Origin of the sequence: Nonomuraea corallina, assembly GCF_027620315.1 — a bacterium.
Taxonomy (GTDB): domain Bacteria; phylum Actinomycetota; class Actinomycetes; order Streptosporangiales; family Streptosporangiaceae; genus Nonomuraea; species Nonomuraea corallina.
In genome coordinates, this window is record NZ_JAPNNL010000061.1 from 17594 (window position 1) to 37103 (window position 19510).

A 19510-nucleotide genomic window follows, 5' to 3' on the forward strand; every position below is an offset into this window, starting at 1 on the left:
GTCCGGCTCCCGGCCCGAGCGTTCGTGATCGGGCCGGGAGGTCACGCTACTTACTCGCCCTTGTAGAAGAAACCGGTCGACGGGTCATCCGGTGTACCGATCAACATGGCCCGGTCCAGGAAGACGTTGTTGGTCTCACAGCTCGTCTCCGCAAGCAGCACGCAGGCGTAGCAGGCAGCCAGGTTGAGGCTGTTGGTCCCGCTCGCCTCGGACTCGATGCATGGTGGGTCCTGCGAACACCACTCGGCGCGGGACAGTGCCGACTCCATGGTCTCGTACAGCTTGCGGTGCTCTCCCTGGGCGACAACACCGCCGAGAGAGCCGGCGGAGTCACTGGTCGCGGTGTAGATGAGAACCCCGGCCATATCCTTGTCGACATAGAGCCGCTCGCGGAGCGCGGCCGAAGGATAACCACAGTCAAGGCTCCACTCATTGATGAGCACATGCGCGAGGGTGTGCAGGAGGACGTAGCGCGCTGTCACAGGCGACTTGATGTCATCGATGCGCAGTGTGCTGCCGGTCCGTTCCGCGCGCTCGCGCAGGAGCATCGTGTGGCTGTGCCAGATCTGTTGGGCGCGGGCCACCGGGCCGGGCCGCTGCTCCCAGACATGCAACAGATCCTCATCGATGGCGAGGAAGACGCCTTCGCCGCTCACCTCGATCGCGGGAAGCCAGCCGACGGTGCCGTTCGCCATGGCGGCACGACGCGTGTCACCGCCGGCCGGATCGGGCATGGTCACCCGCGTGAAGGATTCAAGTGCTCGCACCTCGCGCAAGCGCTTCACCAGCATGGAGCGCTTGATGCCATAGGGCAGTGCGCTTCCATCGCCTGCCGCCGGCACGCACTCGAAGTTCTCGTCACGGGAGATGATCCGGGTGCCGTCGTAAAGCTGGTTGTACTCCTCGCGCCGCAACTCGTTGGCCGATTCGAGCATCGGCGCAGCCTCATCGGAGTCCGGCAGAGCACTCGCCTCAAGCTCACGCCTACGGTGAATCGCGGCTAGGACCTGGTCCGCCGTGAACCGACCGTCATCCATGATGTCGCTCCTCTTGATGGCGTTCAAGAGCACGGAATCGGACACGCCATCGTCCAGTAGGCCACTGAGCTGGTGGTATTGATGATTGAGCCGTTGCTGGAGGGACTCCGACCAGGGCGGAATCGAAAGAGCCGACCGGGCGATGGAGAACCAGGCGGCCGACGCGCCTCGCTGCAACGTGCGCGGTGTCGCGGTGCACGCCGGTTCGTTGGCATCGCGGCCAAGCCACGGCCGGCGTCCCTTGCACTTGATCCCCAGCGCGAACATCGCGCCGCTGCCGAACGCGCCCTCCAAGGACACCGAGCGCACGCCGCACGAACACTTGATCACGACCGATCGAAGCGACGCCGTCTGACCGCTGCTCTCCAAGGTGAGTTCGTGTCTGACCTTCTCGTTGGGGTCACGGTTGCTCTCACTCTTCTTGTGGACCCATTCGAAGTAGGGAAAGTCGTCCAGGTGCCCGTTCTCGCAGGCGATCACGAATCGTGACGGTGTCAGCGGCTTTTCGCAGGCGCCACAGAGGCTCTTACCTGCTGGAGAGCCGAATCGCTTGAACTCCTGAAGCTTCTTACATGTGCCGCAGGAGTACATCTCAGGGAAGAGACGAACTCTGATCCCGTCCCCGGATGACGGCTCGTCCGCTGGAGGGAGTTGGAACCGCGCCACTCGCAGCCAATGCTGGAGCCTCGGCTCGTAGACCACATCCTCCTGCCGAAGGTTGCGCCAACTATCCAGTCCGCACACGATGTAGGACTGGTCCTCAACGGCGATCATCGCGCCCACACCGTACGTGGTGATGGTCTGTGCCCGTCGCACCGCTCCCAGCGGTGTACGCGTGATTTCGGTGTCCTTGCTGCGGCCCGTCCGAAGAGTCCGCCCACTACGAAGTGCCATTCTTCATCGCTCCAGGTAAAGGTCGGATTCGGCGTCAACGTCGCGGAGGCTCCACAAGGTGGGGAACGCATCGTAGAGATCTGTGTCGGTGTGGGAACAGAGGAGGGCCTCATTAGGGTGGCGCTTCTCGCTCCGTTTGAATCGTGGTTTGGCCTCGTAGACCAAATCTGGATTGTCGTCGGCAAGATCGCGCCAGCGAGCGATGATGTCGTTGAGGTCCTTCTCGGTGCCGGCCGCTTCCTCCTCGTCGACCGCCTTCGCTCTCGCCACGATGAGGTCTTTCAGTTCCTCGATCCGGCTCTCATACGTGTGCACGGCTGCCGCCGCCCCGTTCAGGCGGAGTACTGGGTAGAGGAGTCGGGCCATCCCGACCAGGACGGCGTGGAGGGCACGGTCCCGGGCACGCGGCGAGAAGGGGGTGATGCTGGTCGATTCGACCTGCCGGTAGAGCGCCGAGTGGTACGGCACGAAGCTCTCGTAATGCGACCGATCCCTGGATCGGTTGGCGTTGTAGAGGATGACTACCAGGCCGGGGTGCTGACGGCCGACGCGGCTGCTGGACTGGATGTACTCCGCTGTGGTCTGCGGCTGACCCATGATCGCCATAAGGCCGAGACGATCCACGTCCACGCCCACCGAGATCATATTCGTGGCGAGGACCGTATCGAAGGTGCTCTCGTCGGGGAACATTCGCTCGAGATCCTTGAGCCGCCGGGGAATGTCGCTGGACTTCACACGACTCGTCAGCTCTGTGAGCTGATCGGCACGACGCAGTTCGGCACCGTGTCGCTCCGCCAAAAGCTTGAGTCGATCCTGGACGTCGTCCAACACCTGAAGTTCGGCAGCGGCCAGGAGGCGGAGGCTGTTGAAATAGCCGACCAGTGTCCAGTACGCGTCCCTGACGGAGTCGGGGCCGTCTATTTCCGCGGCGTGGTGCAGAAGCGCGGCGTATGCACGAACCAGCAGGGTCGCCTGACTGGTGTTGGGTGCGAGAAGGCCGACGTAGAGACGTGACGCTTTGTCCTCGGCCGGTGTTTCGACGGCGAACCAGGAGTCCCGTGCGTCGAGACCGGCGGGCGGGAACTGGGCGACATCCCGCATGAACAGGCGATTGCCCTGCTCTTTGGCCCGACGAATGGTCGCGGTCGAGGCGATCACCTTGGGCTGGTCCGCCGCGAGGTCGATCGCCGTCTCGTACAGGCCGGTGAGGCTGCCGAGGGGGCCGGAGATGAGATGGAGTTCGTCTTGGACGATGAGTTCCGGGGGGAGCGTGCCTTCGCGGTCCCTGTTGAAGAGAGCCGCCACGTTGGGACGCCACGTGATCTGGGCGAACTTGTCGACGGTCGCGATGATCAGCGTCGGTCGAACCTCATAGATCTTCTCATCGATCACGTGAACAGGCAGCTCGTGGTTGAAGTCGCACTGCCAATCGGCGCAGAAGATGCGCATCTTGGAACTCGCGACGTCCACTTCGTATTCATCGGGCCCCATGGCGGTGCCGCACCACGGACAGAAGCGGAGCTGGACGGGATTGTCCTTGTGCAGTTCCCCGCCGTCTCGGAGCTTTCTGAGACTGGCGGCTGCGTCCTTGAGCTTGTTGGGCGTGGCTGCGGCGCCCACCCACATGCCGATGGAAATGGTCTCTTCGCCCAGTTCCTTGGGCGCATCACGCCGGATGATCTCCATGGCACAGATCAGAGCTGCGGCGCGTTCGAACTGCTGAAGGGTCAGCAGGCGGAGGGTGTACCGCATGATGGCCGTGACCCCGCCACCCGACTCGCCCTTCGTGAGCCGGCGAAGGAAGACGGTGAGCGCGATGATGCCCAGGTACGCCTCGGTCTTGCCGCCGCCTGTGGGAAACCACAGAAGATCGGCGATCTTTCGGTCCTCGTGGTCCTGGTCGACGATGCCGTCCAGGCAGAGCAACAAGAAGGCGATCTGGAACGGGCGCCACTTCCCCTTTTCGACGTCCGGCGCGCCCTGCTTCTGTCCCTTGATCCAGCTCGTCCTGGCCCGCTGGACGGCCATGGCCTTGTTCGCGTACCGAAAAGCGGTCATGGCCATGGCATTGCTTCGAAGCGTCTCGATACCTGAATCCATACGGTCACAGGCGAGCTCGCACTGCCGGATCTGCTCCCTGGCGGACTCGGCGAAGTCGGTGTTGCCGAGCAGCCTTGATTCTTCGGCGCGTTCCGCGATCCAGGCACGGTATCCGTTCACCAGATTCCGGAGTCCGCTGAGAATCTCATCTTCCGGCTTACGCGCGAGGTCGATCATACGGAGCGCCGAGTCGTCGATCTCGGGGTTGGAGTCGGTCAGCAAAACCTCCTTTGACGGGACGAACTCGCTCCAGATGGCGGCCACGGCAGCCGGCACTCCCTTGACCAGCGCTTCGTCACGAAGCGGGGGAGGCGTCCAGTCCCAGTTCGCCGCGCAACCATGACCTGCGGCGAAGTTGGGGGCGTAGCGGTAGAGCAGGCGGTTCGTCTTGATCTCCGCCTCGTCCGCACCGACCGGGACAGGTCGTTCCACGAAGGGCTTTGTCCCCTCCTTACCTGTAACGAGGATCTTCGGCTGGTACAGGCAGTAGGCATCACGGATACCGAACCTCTCGACCTCGTTCACGTTGACCAGCGCGACCGTAACCGATACCGCTCCGTCTTTGGGACGACGGACCCGTACGCGAAGCTCTGCTCCGGGCGCCAACGGTTCGCTGTACTGGCTGGGAGCCGTGACATCCACCTCTACGGGCTCAAGGTCAAGGGCTCTCCGCCGCCAGCGGAGATCCTGCTCTTCGACGGTACGCCGTTCGGCCCGCTGCGCCTTGACCGAACGCCCGGTCTTGTCGATCGGGTCATAGACGGCGGCCGTGACAATGACGGTGATCGTCGGAGACACCGTCGGGTCCACCCCGAAGGTGAGACCCATGGACGACGGCGCCTGATCATTGGCCAGCGAGACACCCGTGTCGACCACGTCCTCCTTGACCCCGGTTTCGGGGGAGAGGTCCGCGTCACGTTCGAGCGCTTCTTCCGTCACCTCGGCGGGGTCACGACGCCGGGGGTAGAGAAGGCCGGCGACGTACGTCGTCACTGGAGAGTCCGTGAGGACTTCGTCCGCCCCTCCGACCGGGCCGACCATGTCGAGGCGAAGACGCTCGACGAGGTCGGCCCGGAAGGCGTAGTGCTCACTGTGCTTCGACATCGAGTTCCTTCTTGTCCCAGGTAAAGGTCGACAGGCCGACGAGACGCGGCGCGAGCCAGACACCGTGCTGGTCGAGTCCGGCGCGGATGCCGGCGGCTTCAACGCCGGCGACGGTCTCCACGGTGTCGATGCGGACACTGGAGATCAAAGACGGGAATGAGTAGGGAACGAAGCTCGGGCCGAGCTTGAGGAATCTGTAGAGGTCGCGTCGGAACTTCTCGGAAGCCGTGCCGATCGGCCGCCCCTCGTGCTTCACCAGGTAGGGAGGACTTTCAAGGAGTCCGATCGGCTCCGGGTAGACCCGCTCCAACTCGACGGCATCTCCAGGGCGTACGGCGGTCGCCAAGTAGTGCTGTACGTCCGCGGCATCGGCCTCGAAGTCGACCGAACCTGCCGGGTAATCGGTGGTGACGTCACCTCGCTGAAGTTCCAGGCCGTCTCGACGCCAGCGTTGGAAGAAATATCGGGCCCATCGGTCAGTGACATCATGGATTCGGATGTTGCGCATGTCCAAAGGCGGCACCAGGTAGAGCTCGTCCCTCGCTCGTGTCATCGCCACATAGAGCAACCTGGCTTCTTCTGCGGGATCCTTGTCGCCTTTCTGGGAGCTGTCCTCAGGAGTCCTCTCCCGCAGTGGTCCAGGGTCCACGACCAGGACACGGTCGAACTCCAACCCCTTGGCACGGTGGAAGGAAGAGACCACGAGCCGTGCAGGGGGCTGAGCGATCAGTTCGTCCGGCAACCTGCCTGCGGCGAGCGCGGAGCGGAGTCGGGCCAGGTCCAAGACGCGGTCCGAGCCATGGCCGGTGCCGGTGCGCTGGAGCAATCGCCAGAGGACCTCGGGGTCCGAGCCCTCGACCAGGGGCAGATCGCCGACGCATTCATCGAATTTCTCCCGGTTCAGCGATGCTCCATGGGAGCGTGCCAAAAGGAGACCCAACCACATCGGAGCGACACGATCACGTGCGGAGCGCTGGAGCCGATGCGGCACGTCGACCGCGTGAAGTTTCTCCGAGATCATCAATGCCTGGCCGTTGGTCCGGCAGAGGATCGCAGAGGTACCGGAAAAACTGGTAAGCGCATCAGCAGCCAGTTCGTCGAACCCGCCGAAGTTCATGACTCCGGTGAGAGTCTTCCGGAGTTCGTTGTAGTGCGCTTCCCCGTCCACGTTCCCGGATTCCGAAAGCATGCGCAGTCGAGGTCCGAAGTCGAGGGCGGTCTTCGCCTCATCGGTCCGCGCCCGGAAGCTGTCGGTGAGGCTCAGCTCCGTCAGATCTTCGCCGAAGGTGCTGCGGAGCCACTCGAAGAAGCGGTTGGTCTCCTGCTTGCGCTCCGCCGAATTCTTGACCGTGAATCCATAGATCGACTGGGCCGGGTCACCGACCACGGTGAACCCGCAGTCGAATCGGTCCAGCAGGGCCTCCACCAGTTCTCGCCTGGCGCCGACGAGGTCTTGGACCTCGTCGATGACGACATGGCGGAGGTCGTGCTCGTAGAGCTCGTCTGCCAGACCGTGGTCGATCGTCTCCTGCGCACCCTCGATACGGGCATCGAAGGACTTCTCCAGCCAGGAACCTTGGGCGTCCACCCGCATCAGCAGGTCGAGCGCCCAGGAATCGAAGGTCTGGGCCCTTACATGCCGAGCGGCGTCCCCGTACTTGTCAAGGCGACTCTTGAGTTCGCGTACGGCGGCGCGGGAGAAGGTGAGCACCAGGATTTCCCCGGCGATCAGGTCCTCCTCGGCGACCAGCCGGTCGAGCCGGCGCACAAGCGTGTGGGTCTTGCCCGCTCCGGCCTGTGCGGTTACCAAGGTCAGGGCGTCAGCGGGCTGCTCGACGACAGCCCGCTGCTCGGCCGTGAGCGCAGGGGTGCCGACGTAGGCATCGCTCACTTATTGCTCCAGAGATATTCGAACTGGGTGAAGGCCAGTTGCCGGTCGTAGTTGACGATGTTGTCCGCCACGTCGAGGATCAGGCAGGTCTCCTTACCGCCGTTCTTGGGGCCTCGGAGACCACGCCCGATCATCTGCTGGTAGACGTTCGGGCTGTAGGTAGGCCGCGCTACGATGACCACCTCGGTGGCTGGCGCGTCGAAGCCTTGGGCAAGCACGCCATAGTTGGCCAACACCCGGATCTGCTTCCGCCGGAACCTCTCGATGTGCGTGCGCCGGTCGGCGTCCGGGGTGCCGGAGTCGATCGAGGCGGACTTGATGCCAAGGTCGTTGAGCTGGGCGGCCATGAGCTTGGCGTGGTTGACCGACGTGGCGAAGAGCAGCACGGGACTGTCCTCCGGAAGCGCCTGGATCTCCCGGATGAGCGTCTGGTTACGTGCGATGTCCCGCCCCAGCTTCTCCTCCACGGTGGCGGGCAGCCTCGCTCCTTCAAACGCTGTTGCCTGGCGAAGGTCATCCTCGGAGAGAGCGAGGGTGGATCCCTGGAGCGCTCTGTGGTCGACCCGCGCCAGCACGCCCAGATCCTGGAGCTCCGCGTAAGGATCGCCGGTCGTGAAGATCCCCTCGTCGAGACGGTTCCGCCCGTAGCGCTCGACCAGACGATTGGTCTCGGTCTCGTTGAAGCCGCGGAACGGCGTGGCGGTCAGTCCGAGCAAAGGACGCGTGGTTTCTCGGAAGGTCAGGCCCAGCGACGCGAGAAGACGGGTGTAGCGGGGCGTGATCGAGGTATGGGCCTCATCCACGATCACGAGTGCCGGGTCGCGGAGCCATGCGTATTCGGCGGTGTCCAAGCAGACTTCCAGCTTGGCGTCCGTTGCCACGACGAGTTGGGCCGTGTCGCCGCTGGGAGCAGCTTCGCGAGTGGACCAGAGACGATTGATGATCAGCTGTTCTTCCGGGCCGACCTTGGACCAGACGAAGGACCAACTCTGGACGGCCTGCTCACAGAGCTCTTCGCTCTGCGCGATCCACAGCACGGGCCGACCACCGAGCCCACGCTCCTTGATCACCCGGATCACGGCCTCCGCGGCCACGCGCGTCTTGCCGGCACCGGTGGGCAGACACAACATCGCGCGGGGAGCGTCGTACTTGGTCAACAGCTCGACCGCCTTCTGCGCGAGCCGCTCCTGGTAGTCATGGAGCCGGGGAAAGAGGGTGGGACCGTAGACCTTTTCCAGCGCCGGCAGAGTCTCCCCTCGAGTTCCTGCGTATTCGCCGGGGAAACCGAGATCGTTGACGATGCGCACAGACGTGGCGTCGCCCCGGAACCCGGCCGAGAGCTGGGGGAAGTTGGCCTCGATGTCCTTCCGGTAGATGCGCAGTACTTCCGTCCCATAGGCGTTGTGGGCCAGCTCGGCCATCCGCCGATCGCCCTGGGCGCTTCCGTGGCCGGCCTCGTCGCTCTCGAGCAGACCTTCGGGAAGCCCATTCTTCAAAGCCTCGACCCCGATGAGCAGAAGCAGCTTCTCCGCCAGGCTCTCGGCCCGGCGTACCTGCTGGATGCGTTCGTTGTTGCGCTCCTGCGCGCGGCGGTCGAGGACACCTCTGCAGCCCGACACGCCAAGGCCGAGTCGGAGGACACCATCCACGGCGGTGAGCACCTGGAGGTCGTGCGCGGGCATACGGACGAGCACCTTGCGCTCTTCGGGCAGCTCCGCCGCAGGGATCGACTGAGTCCGCATACCGTTTGGAGTCCGAATGATCTCTTCGAGCTCGTCACAGCGGACGGTGGACCAGCCCTCCACCTGAGATCGCCGGAGCATCTTCAAGTAGGGGAACTCCTCCAGGAGCAGGACCGCGTCCGCCTGCGCCGCGTAACGGATCTCCTTCTTGATCGCGTCGGAGGGCGCGAGCATGTTCCAATTCTCCCGCATCGCCTCGGCCAGTTCCTCGGTCGGGACGAGCAGAGCCGGCACTCTCTCACGTACGAGCGTGTCGTATTCGGAGCGACTCGAGGTCACTGCGATGTCCTTGTCCTCGATGTCGCTATGCCACTCGTCGCCCACTCGACAGCGCGTCATCGCGCCCTCGGGAAAGTCCACGAGGACTTCGAACATCAGGGCATAGACCCGGCCAGGGAAAGTGTCCTCGGTGGACTCGGACGCCTCCTCGACGAGTTCGTGCCACAGCGATTCGGGAACCTCGCTCAGTGCCTGCGGAAGCCCCAGCATCGCGGCGACGCTGGGTGACACATTCGCCACGGGAAGAACATCTTTGTAGGCGGCCAGTTCGGGACCGACAGAGCGTTTGGTCACTCGTAGTCCGCGAGAAGTCTGAAGGTATCCGAACTTACGGGTGAGCCATCGAATCGGAGACGGGACAGGCTTGCGACTGGCCACACCTTTGTTGCCGGCCTGCATGGTCCAGGTCGCGACCGCGCTGCCAGACGGAATCGCCCTCAGGAAAGCGGCGCGCCCCTCAGGCGATAGCGCGGTGAACAGATGCAGAGGGCCTGCGGGGCGGCTTCCCTCGAATTGCATGCGTGCCAAGGTAGGACGCGATTCCCTGGCCGGAAGCTTGGCCACGTACTGCTTCCAGTAGGCCTCCCTGTACTCCTCGAACCATTCCTCCCCGGTCGGATCCACATTGGCCACGGGTCCATCGAGCAGTCCGAGCTCGGCGAGGTAGACCCGGTCGTATCGGTGGAACTGCATGTCGACCGTGATGTTCCTGTCACGGGAACCGTCCTCGGGTACGACACGGCCAGGGAGCAGACAGTCCCTGATCCGACGAAAGTCGCCGGCCAGGACCTTTACCTTGAGTTCCTTCGCCGTGTCGATGTCGCGGTTCTTGAACGCGGCGTGCACACCGTTGGTTCCGGCCAGGCGCGCCAGTTCCCAGAAGGCGGCCCAGTCGCGGTCGGAGTATCCGAAGAACCCACGCTCCACCACCGACGCGAATCGACCGGCGGCATCCGCTTCGTGGATACCCAGCAGGTCCAGAGCCCTGGCGATGACGTCCTGGCCGGCGTAGACGCGCTCGTCCACGTAGATCGTGTTGTCGGCCAGGCCGTCGGCGGCGGATCGTCGGAAGACATGCGTGGACGGGGTGACAAGTCCCAGCGTTTCGGTAAGGACGATCTTGGCCCGAAGCGCGTCTTCCACCTGAGGGTGATTGTGCCGCTTCATATCGGCGACGATGAGCACCGCGCGCGCCGAGGCTTCGGGAGTCTTGTCGGCGACGAGCGCCTCCAACCACTCCTTCACCGTGGCGACCGGTAGCGTCGTGTGTTCCAGGATGCGGTTGACGCTGTCCCGGCGGTGCTTGGGGCTCTCCACTGAGTGGTGGATCCAGTTCGTCGGGCGTCCGGGATGGTCCCCCCACCACTGCAGCCATTCCGGTCGCAGGTCGGCGGGATGCACCCGAATCCTGGCCGGGGTGTCGAACCTACCGTTCTGATCAGGGAAGACCGGCATGTCGGCGGCGAGGTGCCAGATCTTCGCCACGAGGTCCTCGGCTGCCCACTGCGGCTCCTCCTTCCCTCGCGAGGGCACGGAGTCCAAGCACGCTCCCGGGTCGTCCGGCCGCGCCAATGACGGGAGGGACGAGACCACCAGGTCGGCGACCTCGACGATCAACTCCTCGTTGAACCGGTTGTTGGCGTAGAGGTTCTGTCGGTCCTCGCTGGTCTTCCAGGGAGCGTTGACGATTCCCCGAAGAGTCATCGTGTAATTCGTCGGGAAGTAGGCCCAGAACTGTCCCCTGTCGCGGGCCCGGGTTCCGCGTTCGGGAACTGCCCAAGCAATGTCGATCTCAGGTCGGTCGTGAAGCTCACCGGCCTCCGCCAACGCCGTGGACGATGGTTGGTAGACGCGAGTGAAAACCCGCCAGTTGGCGGTCTGTTCCTCCTCCGCCCCTACGCTGCGGGAGGAGATTTCTTGCAGGACGCGGTGCTCGCCGTCGACCTTCTGGAAGATCTGTCGCTTGAACGCCCGCCCGGAGAGTCGCTTCTCCAGAGTGACGGTCTCAACGTGGGGGGAGAACAGCGAGAACTCCGCAGGGAACTCATCGATGTCCTTGGCGAGTCGCGGGACGGCAGCTGGTTTCAAAGGCAGCCTTACGACGGTCGTGGCCCACGAGAGCAGCTCTTTGAGGATGGGATCCGTGGCCGTGGCGCGGTCCCGGTCGAGAGGGCGGGCCATGCGGAGCACGGGTGTCTCCGTGGCCGCAGGCTGGACCCGTCTGATCTCCAGCTCCGCCCACTCCCTGTCGAAGCCGAAGCTCTTCTCGTCCTCATTGCTGAAGAACTCGGGCACGTCGGTGACGCTCAGGACGGACTTCACTCCGACGCCGAACCGGCCGATCTGGCCGCCCCGCTTACGCGAAACGCCCATGCGCAGAATGGTGTCCGCGCCCTCAGGGGTCATGGCAGTGCCCTGGTTGGCGCAGTAAAGGTGGGTATCCGTGAGGACCACCGCGATCTCGCCGCCCGGGTCGTTCCTCAGTTCGTCGGCACCGTTCTGCACCAGTTCATAGATCTGGCGGTCACCGTATCCGCCTTCCTTGATGCGGCGCTCGCCGTTGACGTGCTCCTGGATCAGGCCGGGGTCGATTCTGTAAGTATCGAGTACGCGCGCGGTCTGCTGGAGGACCACCTCCAGCACGGAAGGGCCATCATTGCTCACAACAATTGTCTCCCAACGATGGAATGTCAATTGAGGGGGTGGAGCAGAAGCATGAAACGAATTCAAGCACGCAAAAAACACGTTCGGCGAGGCGTTTGCCGACCCCTTGTCGGGCACGCTGAATACAGTTCGATGCCGATGAAACGAGCGGAACGGTCAGGCGAATCTTGACTTCTTCGCCCTGCGAAGTGCCTTGGGGATCGGCCCTCGGTCCGGTTCATATTGTCATATGGGTGGCTTGCCTCGCAAGCGGCAATTATTGGACTCCAAGGACAAAATGATACATAAGGGGATATGTGCTCCCTTTGTCGCGCTTCGACCACCTTGAAGGCATAGGGAGTGGCCCGAGCAGTGGCGTCAAGCGGTGTCAAACGTTAGCCTGAGACGTCAAATCAGCCCCTCTCACCTGGAGAAACTTCGCGATGACGCAGGACGATGGCAGCATCACCCGCGATCCGGAGGCGTTCGGGGCCTGGCTCGGTAGGCAACTGCGCCGCAAGGGCATGAGCCAGTCGGACCTGGCATCGGCCCTGAACGTGACACGCGCCGCGGTCTCGGCCTGGATCACCGGCCGCGCCACGCCTCGGGTCGAGAACATCCAGGCGATCGAGGAGATTCTCGACCTGGCCGCCGGCTCCTCGGCGACACGCGACGAGACTCCGGAATCGAGCGGCTACGTAGCCTGGCACCATCGCCTGGCACATTCCGACGGCGGTCGGGAACTCGGAAATCCCGCGGCCTTCGCCTTTGACTCCTCCTTGGTGATAACCGCTAGAGAGGCGACCCAGAACAGCCTGGACGAGCGGTGGGACAAGGCGCGCCCGGTTCGCGTCCGCTTCACTCTGCACGAGCTCACGGGCGAGCGTCTCCGCCGGCTCCAGGAGGCCATACGGTGGGACGACCTTGCTCCCCACATCGAGGCCGCAGGCGATCAGAAGCAGAAGGTCGGCCGCATGCTGGCCGACGGACTTCGTGAGCTACGAGAGACCGGCACACTTCTCCTCCTCCGCATCGACGACTACAACGCGAACGGCCTGACCGGTCCCGAGTACGAGGACGGAAGGTTCGCCGCAGTCGTCCGGAGACAGCTCGACAGTCACAAAAAGGGGATCGCCGGCGGGTCTTTCGGTCTGGGCAAGGCGACCATCTGGGGTGCCAGTCGTTTCGGTCTCGTCGTCATGAACAGCACGCTCTCCGAACCTCACGAGGATCTTCGTGAACGACGTCTCATCGGCCGAATAGACCTTCCATGGCATGAGCTGAACGGAGTGCAGTTCGCGGGCCCGGCCTGGCTCGGCGGTCGGGATCCACTGAGAGAGGCGGCCGCTCGATCGTGGTGGGCCGGTGAACGTACTGTGGAAGAGCTGTATCTGACGCGAGGAAGCTCTGATCCGGGTACGAGCTTCCTGATCGTCGGAGCGCACGACCCTTCCGGAGAAGCCACGACTCTGGAGGAGATGCATACGGTTCTGGTGCGTGGATTGGCCTCCCACTTCTGGGCGTCCATGGTCGCAGGCCGTGGTCAGGCGCCCATGCTGGAGGCGTCGGTTGAGGCTTTGCGAGACGGCCAGGCCGTCGTCGCGGAAGAACGTGTCGACCCGTACCGTTACGAACCCTCACGGGCTCGGGCGGTCCGAGCATTCCTCGATAGGACGACGGTGTCGCATCTCGTTGGGGCGGAGGACGTGGCGGAGTTGGCCGTGCCGTTGACCGTCCCGCCGTCCAAGTCAGATCCACAGTCCGGCTCAGTGGAGCACGAGGCCGTGCTGTTAGTGACGCCGGCGCATGAGGGTGAGGAGAAACCCAATCGCCTGGTCGGGATGCGCGGTACCCGAATGACCGTGTTGAATCGGCCGGTCACAGGAGTCCCCATCGGCGCGCCCCAGTTCCAGGCCGTTCTGCTGGCCGGTACCGCGACAGGCGCTGGAGCGCCCGCCGACGAGGTCGCCGAAGCGTTTCTCCGCGCGGCTGAGCCGCCGGAGCACAACGACTGGAAGCCCACTGAGGATCTGACCGCGACATACGCGCGCGGTGCCACGACCAGGCTGAAGGAGTTTCGAAGGACCGCTTTCGCCAAGGTACGCAGGGCCGTGAAACCATCAGAACCCATCGCACAGGAAGGTCCTCCCGCCATCCTGCGCGATCTGGTAAGCCTCGATCCGACACCGCTGCCGCGGACGAAGGGTTATCCGACCGTGAAGAGCGCTATGGGGGAAGTGGACGATACCGGGGCGTGGCGGATCAGGGTCGAGATCAAGTTGCCGGAGCGAGAAGATCCATGGATGCTCCGCCCGCTCCTCAGATTCGCGACTCGTTCAGGGCCGAAGCCGGAGGCTCGCTGGGCCGAGCTCTCCGCGGAATCGAACTGCGAACTGATCGGAGACGTGCTGGTGTGCGTCGCGAGAGAACGCTCCGCGGTGTTCACGGGCGTCAGCGATGTCTCCAGTCATCCCGTGGCCGGGCGGATGACGATCGCCGAAGTCGACCTGGTCCAGGCCAAGGACGGCGGCCGGTGAAGCAGATCACGCCCTACCCCGTACTCGCGGGGGAGCTGACCATGAGGGTACGAGAAGCCCGACTCGATGACGTGGCATTGCCATACGGCATGATCTCCGAACAGGACCATACCGTCGGGCTGCACCTTGTAGACCGTGAGGACTGGAGCACCGTACGACTGAGCATCCACGTCAGCGCACCACGACATGAGTTGGACGCAGGGCCTTGGTACAGCCTGGCCTTCTTCGCGACCGCGTCGGAACGGCGGACCAACACCCACTCGGCCGTAAAGCTCATGATGGGCCAGCCGGGGGAGTGGAGCGGAGAGATCGATCTCCACCGAGATGATCATTTCGGTCGGGTGCAACTCTCGGGTCAGCTCGTGGCAACGGTCGATGACGTAGCAGGGAGGGTGATCGCAACGGTCGCCCGCCCCTGGACCATTGATTTCCAGGCGCGGGTGGCGGCACAGCGGGAGGCGGTCCAGACGCGATGGGTCGACTTCGCCGAAGATCCGCAACTGGCCTGGTGCAAGACCGATCCTTGGGCGGTGACCACCACCGATGAGATCGCCATGCTCAACCTGAACAGTGGATTCGACGGGTTGCGGGTGATCCTCGAAAGCACGAAGGCAGCCGAGCGGCCGATTCGGGAAGGGCTGGCGGCTCAGATCGGAACCGCCCTGTGGACCGCCCTCTTCAACGAGGCGGCTCACCATGTCGACGGCCGAGAGTGGCCAGACGGCTGGCGGGGGCTGGTGCTCCGTCGGATGCTTCCCGATTTATTCCCCGATCATTCGCCGGACGACGCGCTGCGCGAGATCGTCAGCGCCGGCGTGGGCGGCGTACAGATGCGGGTGATGCATGCCGCGGCCAAACAGGCCCGGTTGCCGCGTAGCCTTGGCGGCTTCATCCGATCCCTGCAGAAGACCGGCCCGGAGGACGAGTGAACACGACGCTGGGCCTGCTGCCCAACGAAGCCGCAGCGCGATTCCTTACGACCGGTGTCCTGGAGAACCGTGAGGCACTGCCGTTCTCCGCGATCGACCAGATGTCGGAGTCGTCCCGATGGGGGGCCGAGCCGGTTCGGCAACTCTTCGATGAGGCGATGAAGCGCTTCACACCGGCCGAACGAACCTCCGCGGACGCCTGGCTGGCTCCGGTGCTGCACGCGACGTTGCGGTTGACTCGGAGGGAGGCATCGGACTCACGGATATGGAACTATCTGGCCCTGCGGCTCGCCTCTGACTACGTCTACTGGAGGCACCTGAGCAGGGGCAATCCGCCAACGGTGTCGCGTACGCGCTTTTCCGGGCCATTTCATTCTCAGGCCATGGCCAGATTATGGTGGGCGGCCGAACTCTTCCGTGATGGACCGGACTATGAACCGGTTGTGGTGGCCTGCAGTAATCAGGATGTTTTGAACACTGTACTAAGGCTGGACGTGATTCTGCATCGCCCGACCGCTCAAGCGATGATTCGATTGCTCACCACAGACGTCATTCGCACGGGGCGACAGGTCAACGCGCTCGCTCAGGCAGTTAACACGGCAGGCAGCACGCTGTCCTACGAAGCGTACGCGCCGGACAACTCAAGGGATGTCGACGCGTACCGCGACTGGATCGAGGAGTTGGTGGGCGTTCTCGTGCCGTATGATTCGCTACCGACCGGCCCTTCTGATGGGCGAGTCCGTTCCACCTCGGTGGACACCCTGGCCACTCTCTTCAAGCGGCTCATGGCGGAAAGCCCGACTGCGAGAGAAATGCCATTGTAGCCCTTACGTATTCGATCAAGGGCGGCAATCACATCTGCTCAAACGATCTGGATCAAGGGGCGTGCATGGGTGGGCAGTTCACCAGTCTGGAGATCGGATCCGGAGTCGGTGGCCAGGCGCTTGGGCTTGAGCGAGCGGGTTTCCACCCGGTCATGGCGATCGACAACGACGTGCATGCCTGCCGGACGTTGCGCGCCAACCGACCAGACTGGAACGTCACCGAGCTGGACCTCAAAGACTTCATCGGAGCCGACTACCGGATCCGGACAGTCGACCTGCTGTCCGGCGGCGTCCCGTCCACTCCCTACTCGATCGCCGGCAAACAGAGAGGCGCCAAGGACGATCGGGACCTGCTGTCCGTGGCGGTCTGTTTGGCGATCGAGCTACAGCCCAGGGCGATCGTCCTGGAGACCACGCCGTCGTTGAAGATGCCCAAGTTCGCAGGTGTCCGGGAAGAAGTCGAAGCCGAACTCAGGCACCTGGGCTACTGGTGGGAGTGGAAGGTTCTGGAAGCGCAGGACTTCGGCGTACCTCAAGTGCGGCGCAGCTACCTGCTGCTCGCCATGCGGCCGAACGACTTCATGCGGTTCGAGTGGCCCCAACCGACGCACCACACCGTTCCGACGGTCGGCGAGGTGCTGAGGGAGTCGATGGCGAGCAAAGGCTGGCGCGACGCGGACAGCTGGGCGGCGTTGGCCGATCGTGTCGCCCCCACCGTCATCGGCGGCTCGAAGAACCATGGAGGTGCTGATCTGGGCCCCAGCCGGTCCAAGCGCCAGTGGATGGAAGTGGCCGTGAATGCCCACAGCCTCGGAAACGATGTCCCCGATGAGGGCTTCGTGCTGGACCCGAGCCGCGGGAGGGACGGAGTTCCCAAGCTGACGGTCGAACAGGTGATGAAGCTCCAGAGCCTGCCGGACGACTGGATCGTCATGGGTGGTAAGACCGCACGCTACAAGCAGGTGGCGCAGGCCGTTCCACCGCCGCTCGCCGAGGCCGTGGGCAGACAGATTGCAGCAGTACTAGCTCATTGATCTCGGTAAGGTGAGGCTCATGACCGCCCGCCCCCTCAGCCCCATCAACATCGTCGACCTCTTCGCCGGATGTGGAGGGCTGACCCAGGGATTCCATACTTTCGATCCGGGCGCCTTCCGCACGGTCGGAGCGGTGGAATGGGACATCGCCGCAGCCTCTACGTACGCGGCGAATTTCGCTGAGGAAGCCGGTGGGACCGGCCATATTTATGCAGGTGACATAGCCGGGTGGGATCCCAAGGATGTCGCGTCCAGCGTGGACGTGATCCTTGGCGGCCCGCCCTGCCAGGGCTTTTCCGGCTTGGGCAAGGAGGATCCGCTCGACCCCCGGAACAAGCTCTGGAAGGAGTACGTCCGGATCGTCCTGAAGCTCCGACCTAAGATCTTCGTCATTGAGAACGTGGACCGCTTCCAGAAATCGCACGAGTACCAGTTGCTCCAGGCATCAACCGGTGAGCGCGGTGAGTTGCGAGAGTACGTTCTGGAGACGAAGCTGCTGAACGCGGCGGACTATGGTGTGCCTCAGACTCGCCGGCGTGTGATCGTTCTGGCCACTCACCGAGATCTCATCAAGTCGCACCCGTCGAAGAAGCCTCTCCAGCACCCCAAGCCCACCCACCGGAAGCTCGACCAGAAGAGCAACGGAACACTGTTCGAAGCACTGGAAGGATGGGTCCCCTCAAGCGTCGTCTTCAGCTCGACTCCTCCGGAGACCGCGACCACTGAGCTGCCGGAACAGACCTGTGACCTCCTTGGCAGGACCCTCCCGGGCACCTTCCGAACGACTGACCTTCATATCGGTCGCAACCCGACAGACCTTTCACGCGAGCGATACAAGGCGATTCCCGTGGGAGGCAATCGTCACGATCTACCGCCTCACCTGTCTACTCTGAACTGGATCAATCATCGGAAGGGCTCCGGAGACGTGATGGGGCGTCTCTGGTGGGATCGCCCCTCGGTGACCATCCGCACCGAGTTCTATAAGCCGGAGAAGGGTCGATACCTTCACCCGAAGGCTGACCGCCCGATCACTCACTTGGAGGCCGCGCTTCTTCAGGGTTTTCCCCTCGAGTACAAGTGGGTCGGCAGCAAGATCCAGATAGCGCGCCAGATCGGCAACGCTGTCCCCGTGGGCCTTGCCCAAGCCATCGCCGGGGAGCTGTATCGCTACTTGGCAGCCGCCGATGCCAGGGCGTAATCCTCAGTCTGTCGCGATCGTCTCGCTGCCTGCGACGCGGGCGGCGGTCTCATCGATGAGTTGCTTGCCTTGCTATGAGATCCCAGCCCGTAAGCTCGCTTCCCCCGTAAGGATGGAGTCCCACATCCGCTCCGCCTCGGGTCGAGACCACGGCCCCGCGTACGCGACTCGTGAGGGAGTGCCCTGGTACATACGGCGGATCACGTACGTGCCACCGGACGCGAGCAGCTCGTACACGATCGTGCGGCACGAACACGTGTAGCCCAGCACCCTCGACCGGAACGGCCGCTCAGCCGTCCAGTCGAGCGGCATGTCCGGCGGGCCGACGCGTCCCGGCGGATGCGGAGCGAGCTGTGGGCAGTCCCAGTCGTCCGGGCCCATCATGACGACTCCTCCAGCAGAACCCAGACGACCTTCCCGCCCGTCCTCGGCCACCGGTACCCCCAACTGGTGGCCACGGCATTCACCATGTAGAGGCCCCGACCACTGAGAGCCTCCGCCTCAGGGCAGCGGAGCTTCGGGGGACGGCGGCTGCAGTCCCACACCTCAAGGACGATGCCGGCGTCAGTCTGGTGGAGTCCGACTCGCACGCGCCGGTAGGCCCCGGCGAGCGGCCCGTACACCGCGACCTCCTCCTCGCTGGGATCGGATGCCTCGATGCCGTTCGTCACCAGCTCGCTGATCACAAGCTCGGCGTCGTCGATGAGGGGTTCGCGGCCCCACTTCCTCAGCACGTGCGCCACGTGCTTCCGTGCGAGGGAGACCGAGAGCGGGTGGACCGGCAGTTCGGTGTAGTTGCGCCAGGTCGCCGGCGAAGCGACGCTCATGCCCACCTCCCATGACAGACAGCGCGTCTTGTGCGCCTGCGTAGAGTCCAAGCATGGGGGATTCGACAGGGCTTATAGGGCCTTCACCTGGTGAAACATGGGCGACAGAAAAAGACACGCGAAAAGATATTGCGAGTCGTCGGCTTGTAGCTATACCGTCACGCAGGGTGATACTTGCTGGTCGGGAGGGAGTGAAGTGGACGGCGACATCAGTGGCCCCATGTCTCCTCGGGCCCGTTTCGCCCGGGAGTTGGAGAGGCATCGCGAAGCAGCCGGTCTGTCACAGATAGCCCTGAGCGTTCGAATGTGCTGCCATACATCCCTCATCAGCCACATCGAAAGGGGGCGGCGGGCGCCTACGCGCGACTTCGCGGAGAGGCTCGATCAGACATTTCAGGTCGACGGTCATTTCGTGGGCTTGTTCGAGCAGATATCCCGATCTCCCAACCTCGGCTGGTTCGCCCGGTGGGT

At 63.8% G+C, this 19510-nt stretch carries 11 protein-coding genes; 6 read left to right on the forward strand and 5 right to left on the reverse strand.

The window, feature by feature from the left end; genetic code table 11:
- Window positions 1-50: 50 nt before the first annotated feature.
- From drmB to OUY22_RS17230, 4 genes are read right to left on the reverse strand one after another with little or no spacing between them, the layout of a single operon-like run.
- The gene (drmB, locus tag OUY22_RS17215; RefSeq protein ID WP_270156004.1) at window positions 51-1931 is read right to left on the reverse strand and encodes a DUF1998 domain-containing protein; all 1881 of its coding nucleotides are present in this window, start codon (window positions 1929-1931) and stop codon (window positions 51-53) included.
- Window positions 1932-1934: 3 nt separating this feature from the next.
- Window positions 1935-5135, reverse strand: a complete 3201-nt coding sequence (locus OUY22_RS17220; RefSeq protein ID WP_270156005.1) for a helicase-related protein — start codon at window positions 5133-5135, stop codon at window positions 1935-1937.
- A complete protein-coding gene (locus OUY22_RS17225) occupies window positions 5119-7026 on the reverse strand; it encodes a UvrD-helicase domain-containing protein (RefSeq protein WP_270156006.1) in 1908 nt (635 codons plus the stop codon). The genes OUY22_RS17220 and OUY22_RS17225 overlap by 17 nt, the downstream gene beginning before the upstream one ends.
- Window positions 7023-11690: a DEAD/DEAH box helicase family protein gene (locus tag OUY22_RS17230; RefSeq protein ID WP_270156007.1), complete on the reverse strand. Its 4668-nt coding sequence runs from the start codon at window positions 11688-11690 to the stop codon at window positions 7023-7025. Before OUY22_RS17230 ends, OUY22_RS17225 begins: the two co-directional genes overlap by 4 nt.
- A 443-nt stretch (window positions 11691-12133) precedes the next feature.
- Between OUY22_RS17230 and OUY22_RS17235 the strand changes: the two genes are divergently transcribed.
- From OUY22_RS17235 to OUY22_RS17255, 5 genes are all read left to right on the forward strand, one after another.
- Entirely contained in the window at window positions 12134-14227 is a 2094-nt protein-coding gene (locus OUY22_RS17235; RefSeq protein ID WP_270156008.1) for a helix-turn-helix transcriptional regulator, read from the forward strand.
- Window positions 14224-15156 (forward strand): hypothetical protein, encoded by a 933-nt coding sequence (locus OUY22_RS17240; RefSeq protein WP_270156009.1) that lies wholly within the window; start codon window positions 14224-14226, stop codon window positions 15154-15156. Before OUY22_RS17235 ends, OUY22_RS17240 begins: the two co-directional genes overlap by 4 nt.
- Window positions 15153-15980: a DUF6339 family protein gene (locus OUY22_RS17245; RefSeq protein WP_270156010.1), complete on the forward strand. Its 828-nt coding sequence runs from the start codon at window positions 15153-15155 to the stop codon at window positions 15978-15980. Before OUY22_RS17240 ends, OUY22_RS17245 begins: the two co-directional genes overlap by 4 nt.
- Window positions 15981-16045: 65 nt before the next feature.
- A complete protein-coding gene (locus OUY22_RS17250; RefSeq protein WP_270156011.1) occupies window positions 16046-17014 on the forward strand; it encodes a DNA cytosine methyltransferase in 969 nt (322 codons plus the stop codon).
- A gap of 19 nt (window positions 17015-17033) precedes the next feature.
- Window positions 17034-18212: a DNA cytosine methyltransferase gene (locus OUY22_RS17255; RefSeq protein WP_270156012.1), complete on the forward strand. Its 1179-nt coding sequence runs from the start codon at window positions 17034-17036 to the stop codon at window positions 18210-18212.
- A gap of 380 nt (window positions 18213-18592) precedes the next feature.
- Here OUY22_RS17255 and OUY22_RS17260 read toward each other — a convergent pair whose 3' ends face one another.
- The gene (locus OUY22_RS17260) at window positions 18593-19039 is read right to left on the reverse strand and encodes an ATP-binding protein (protein ID WP_270156013.1); all 447 of its coding nucleotides are present in this window, start codon (window positions 19037-19039) and stop codon (window positions 18593-18595) included.
- A gap of 196 nt (window positions 19040-19235) precedes the next feature.
- Here OUY22_RS17260 and OUY22_RS17265 point away from each other — a divergent pair.
- Window positions 19236-19510, forward strand: a 275-nt coding sequence (locus OUY22_RS17265) for a helix-turn-helix domain-containing protein (protein WP_270156014.1), incomplete at its 3' end; no start/stop codon positions are given.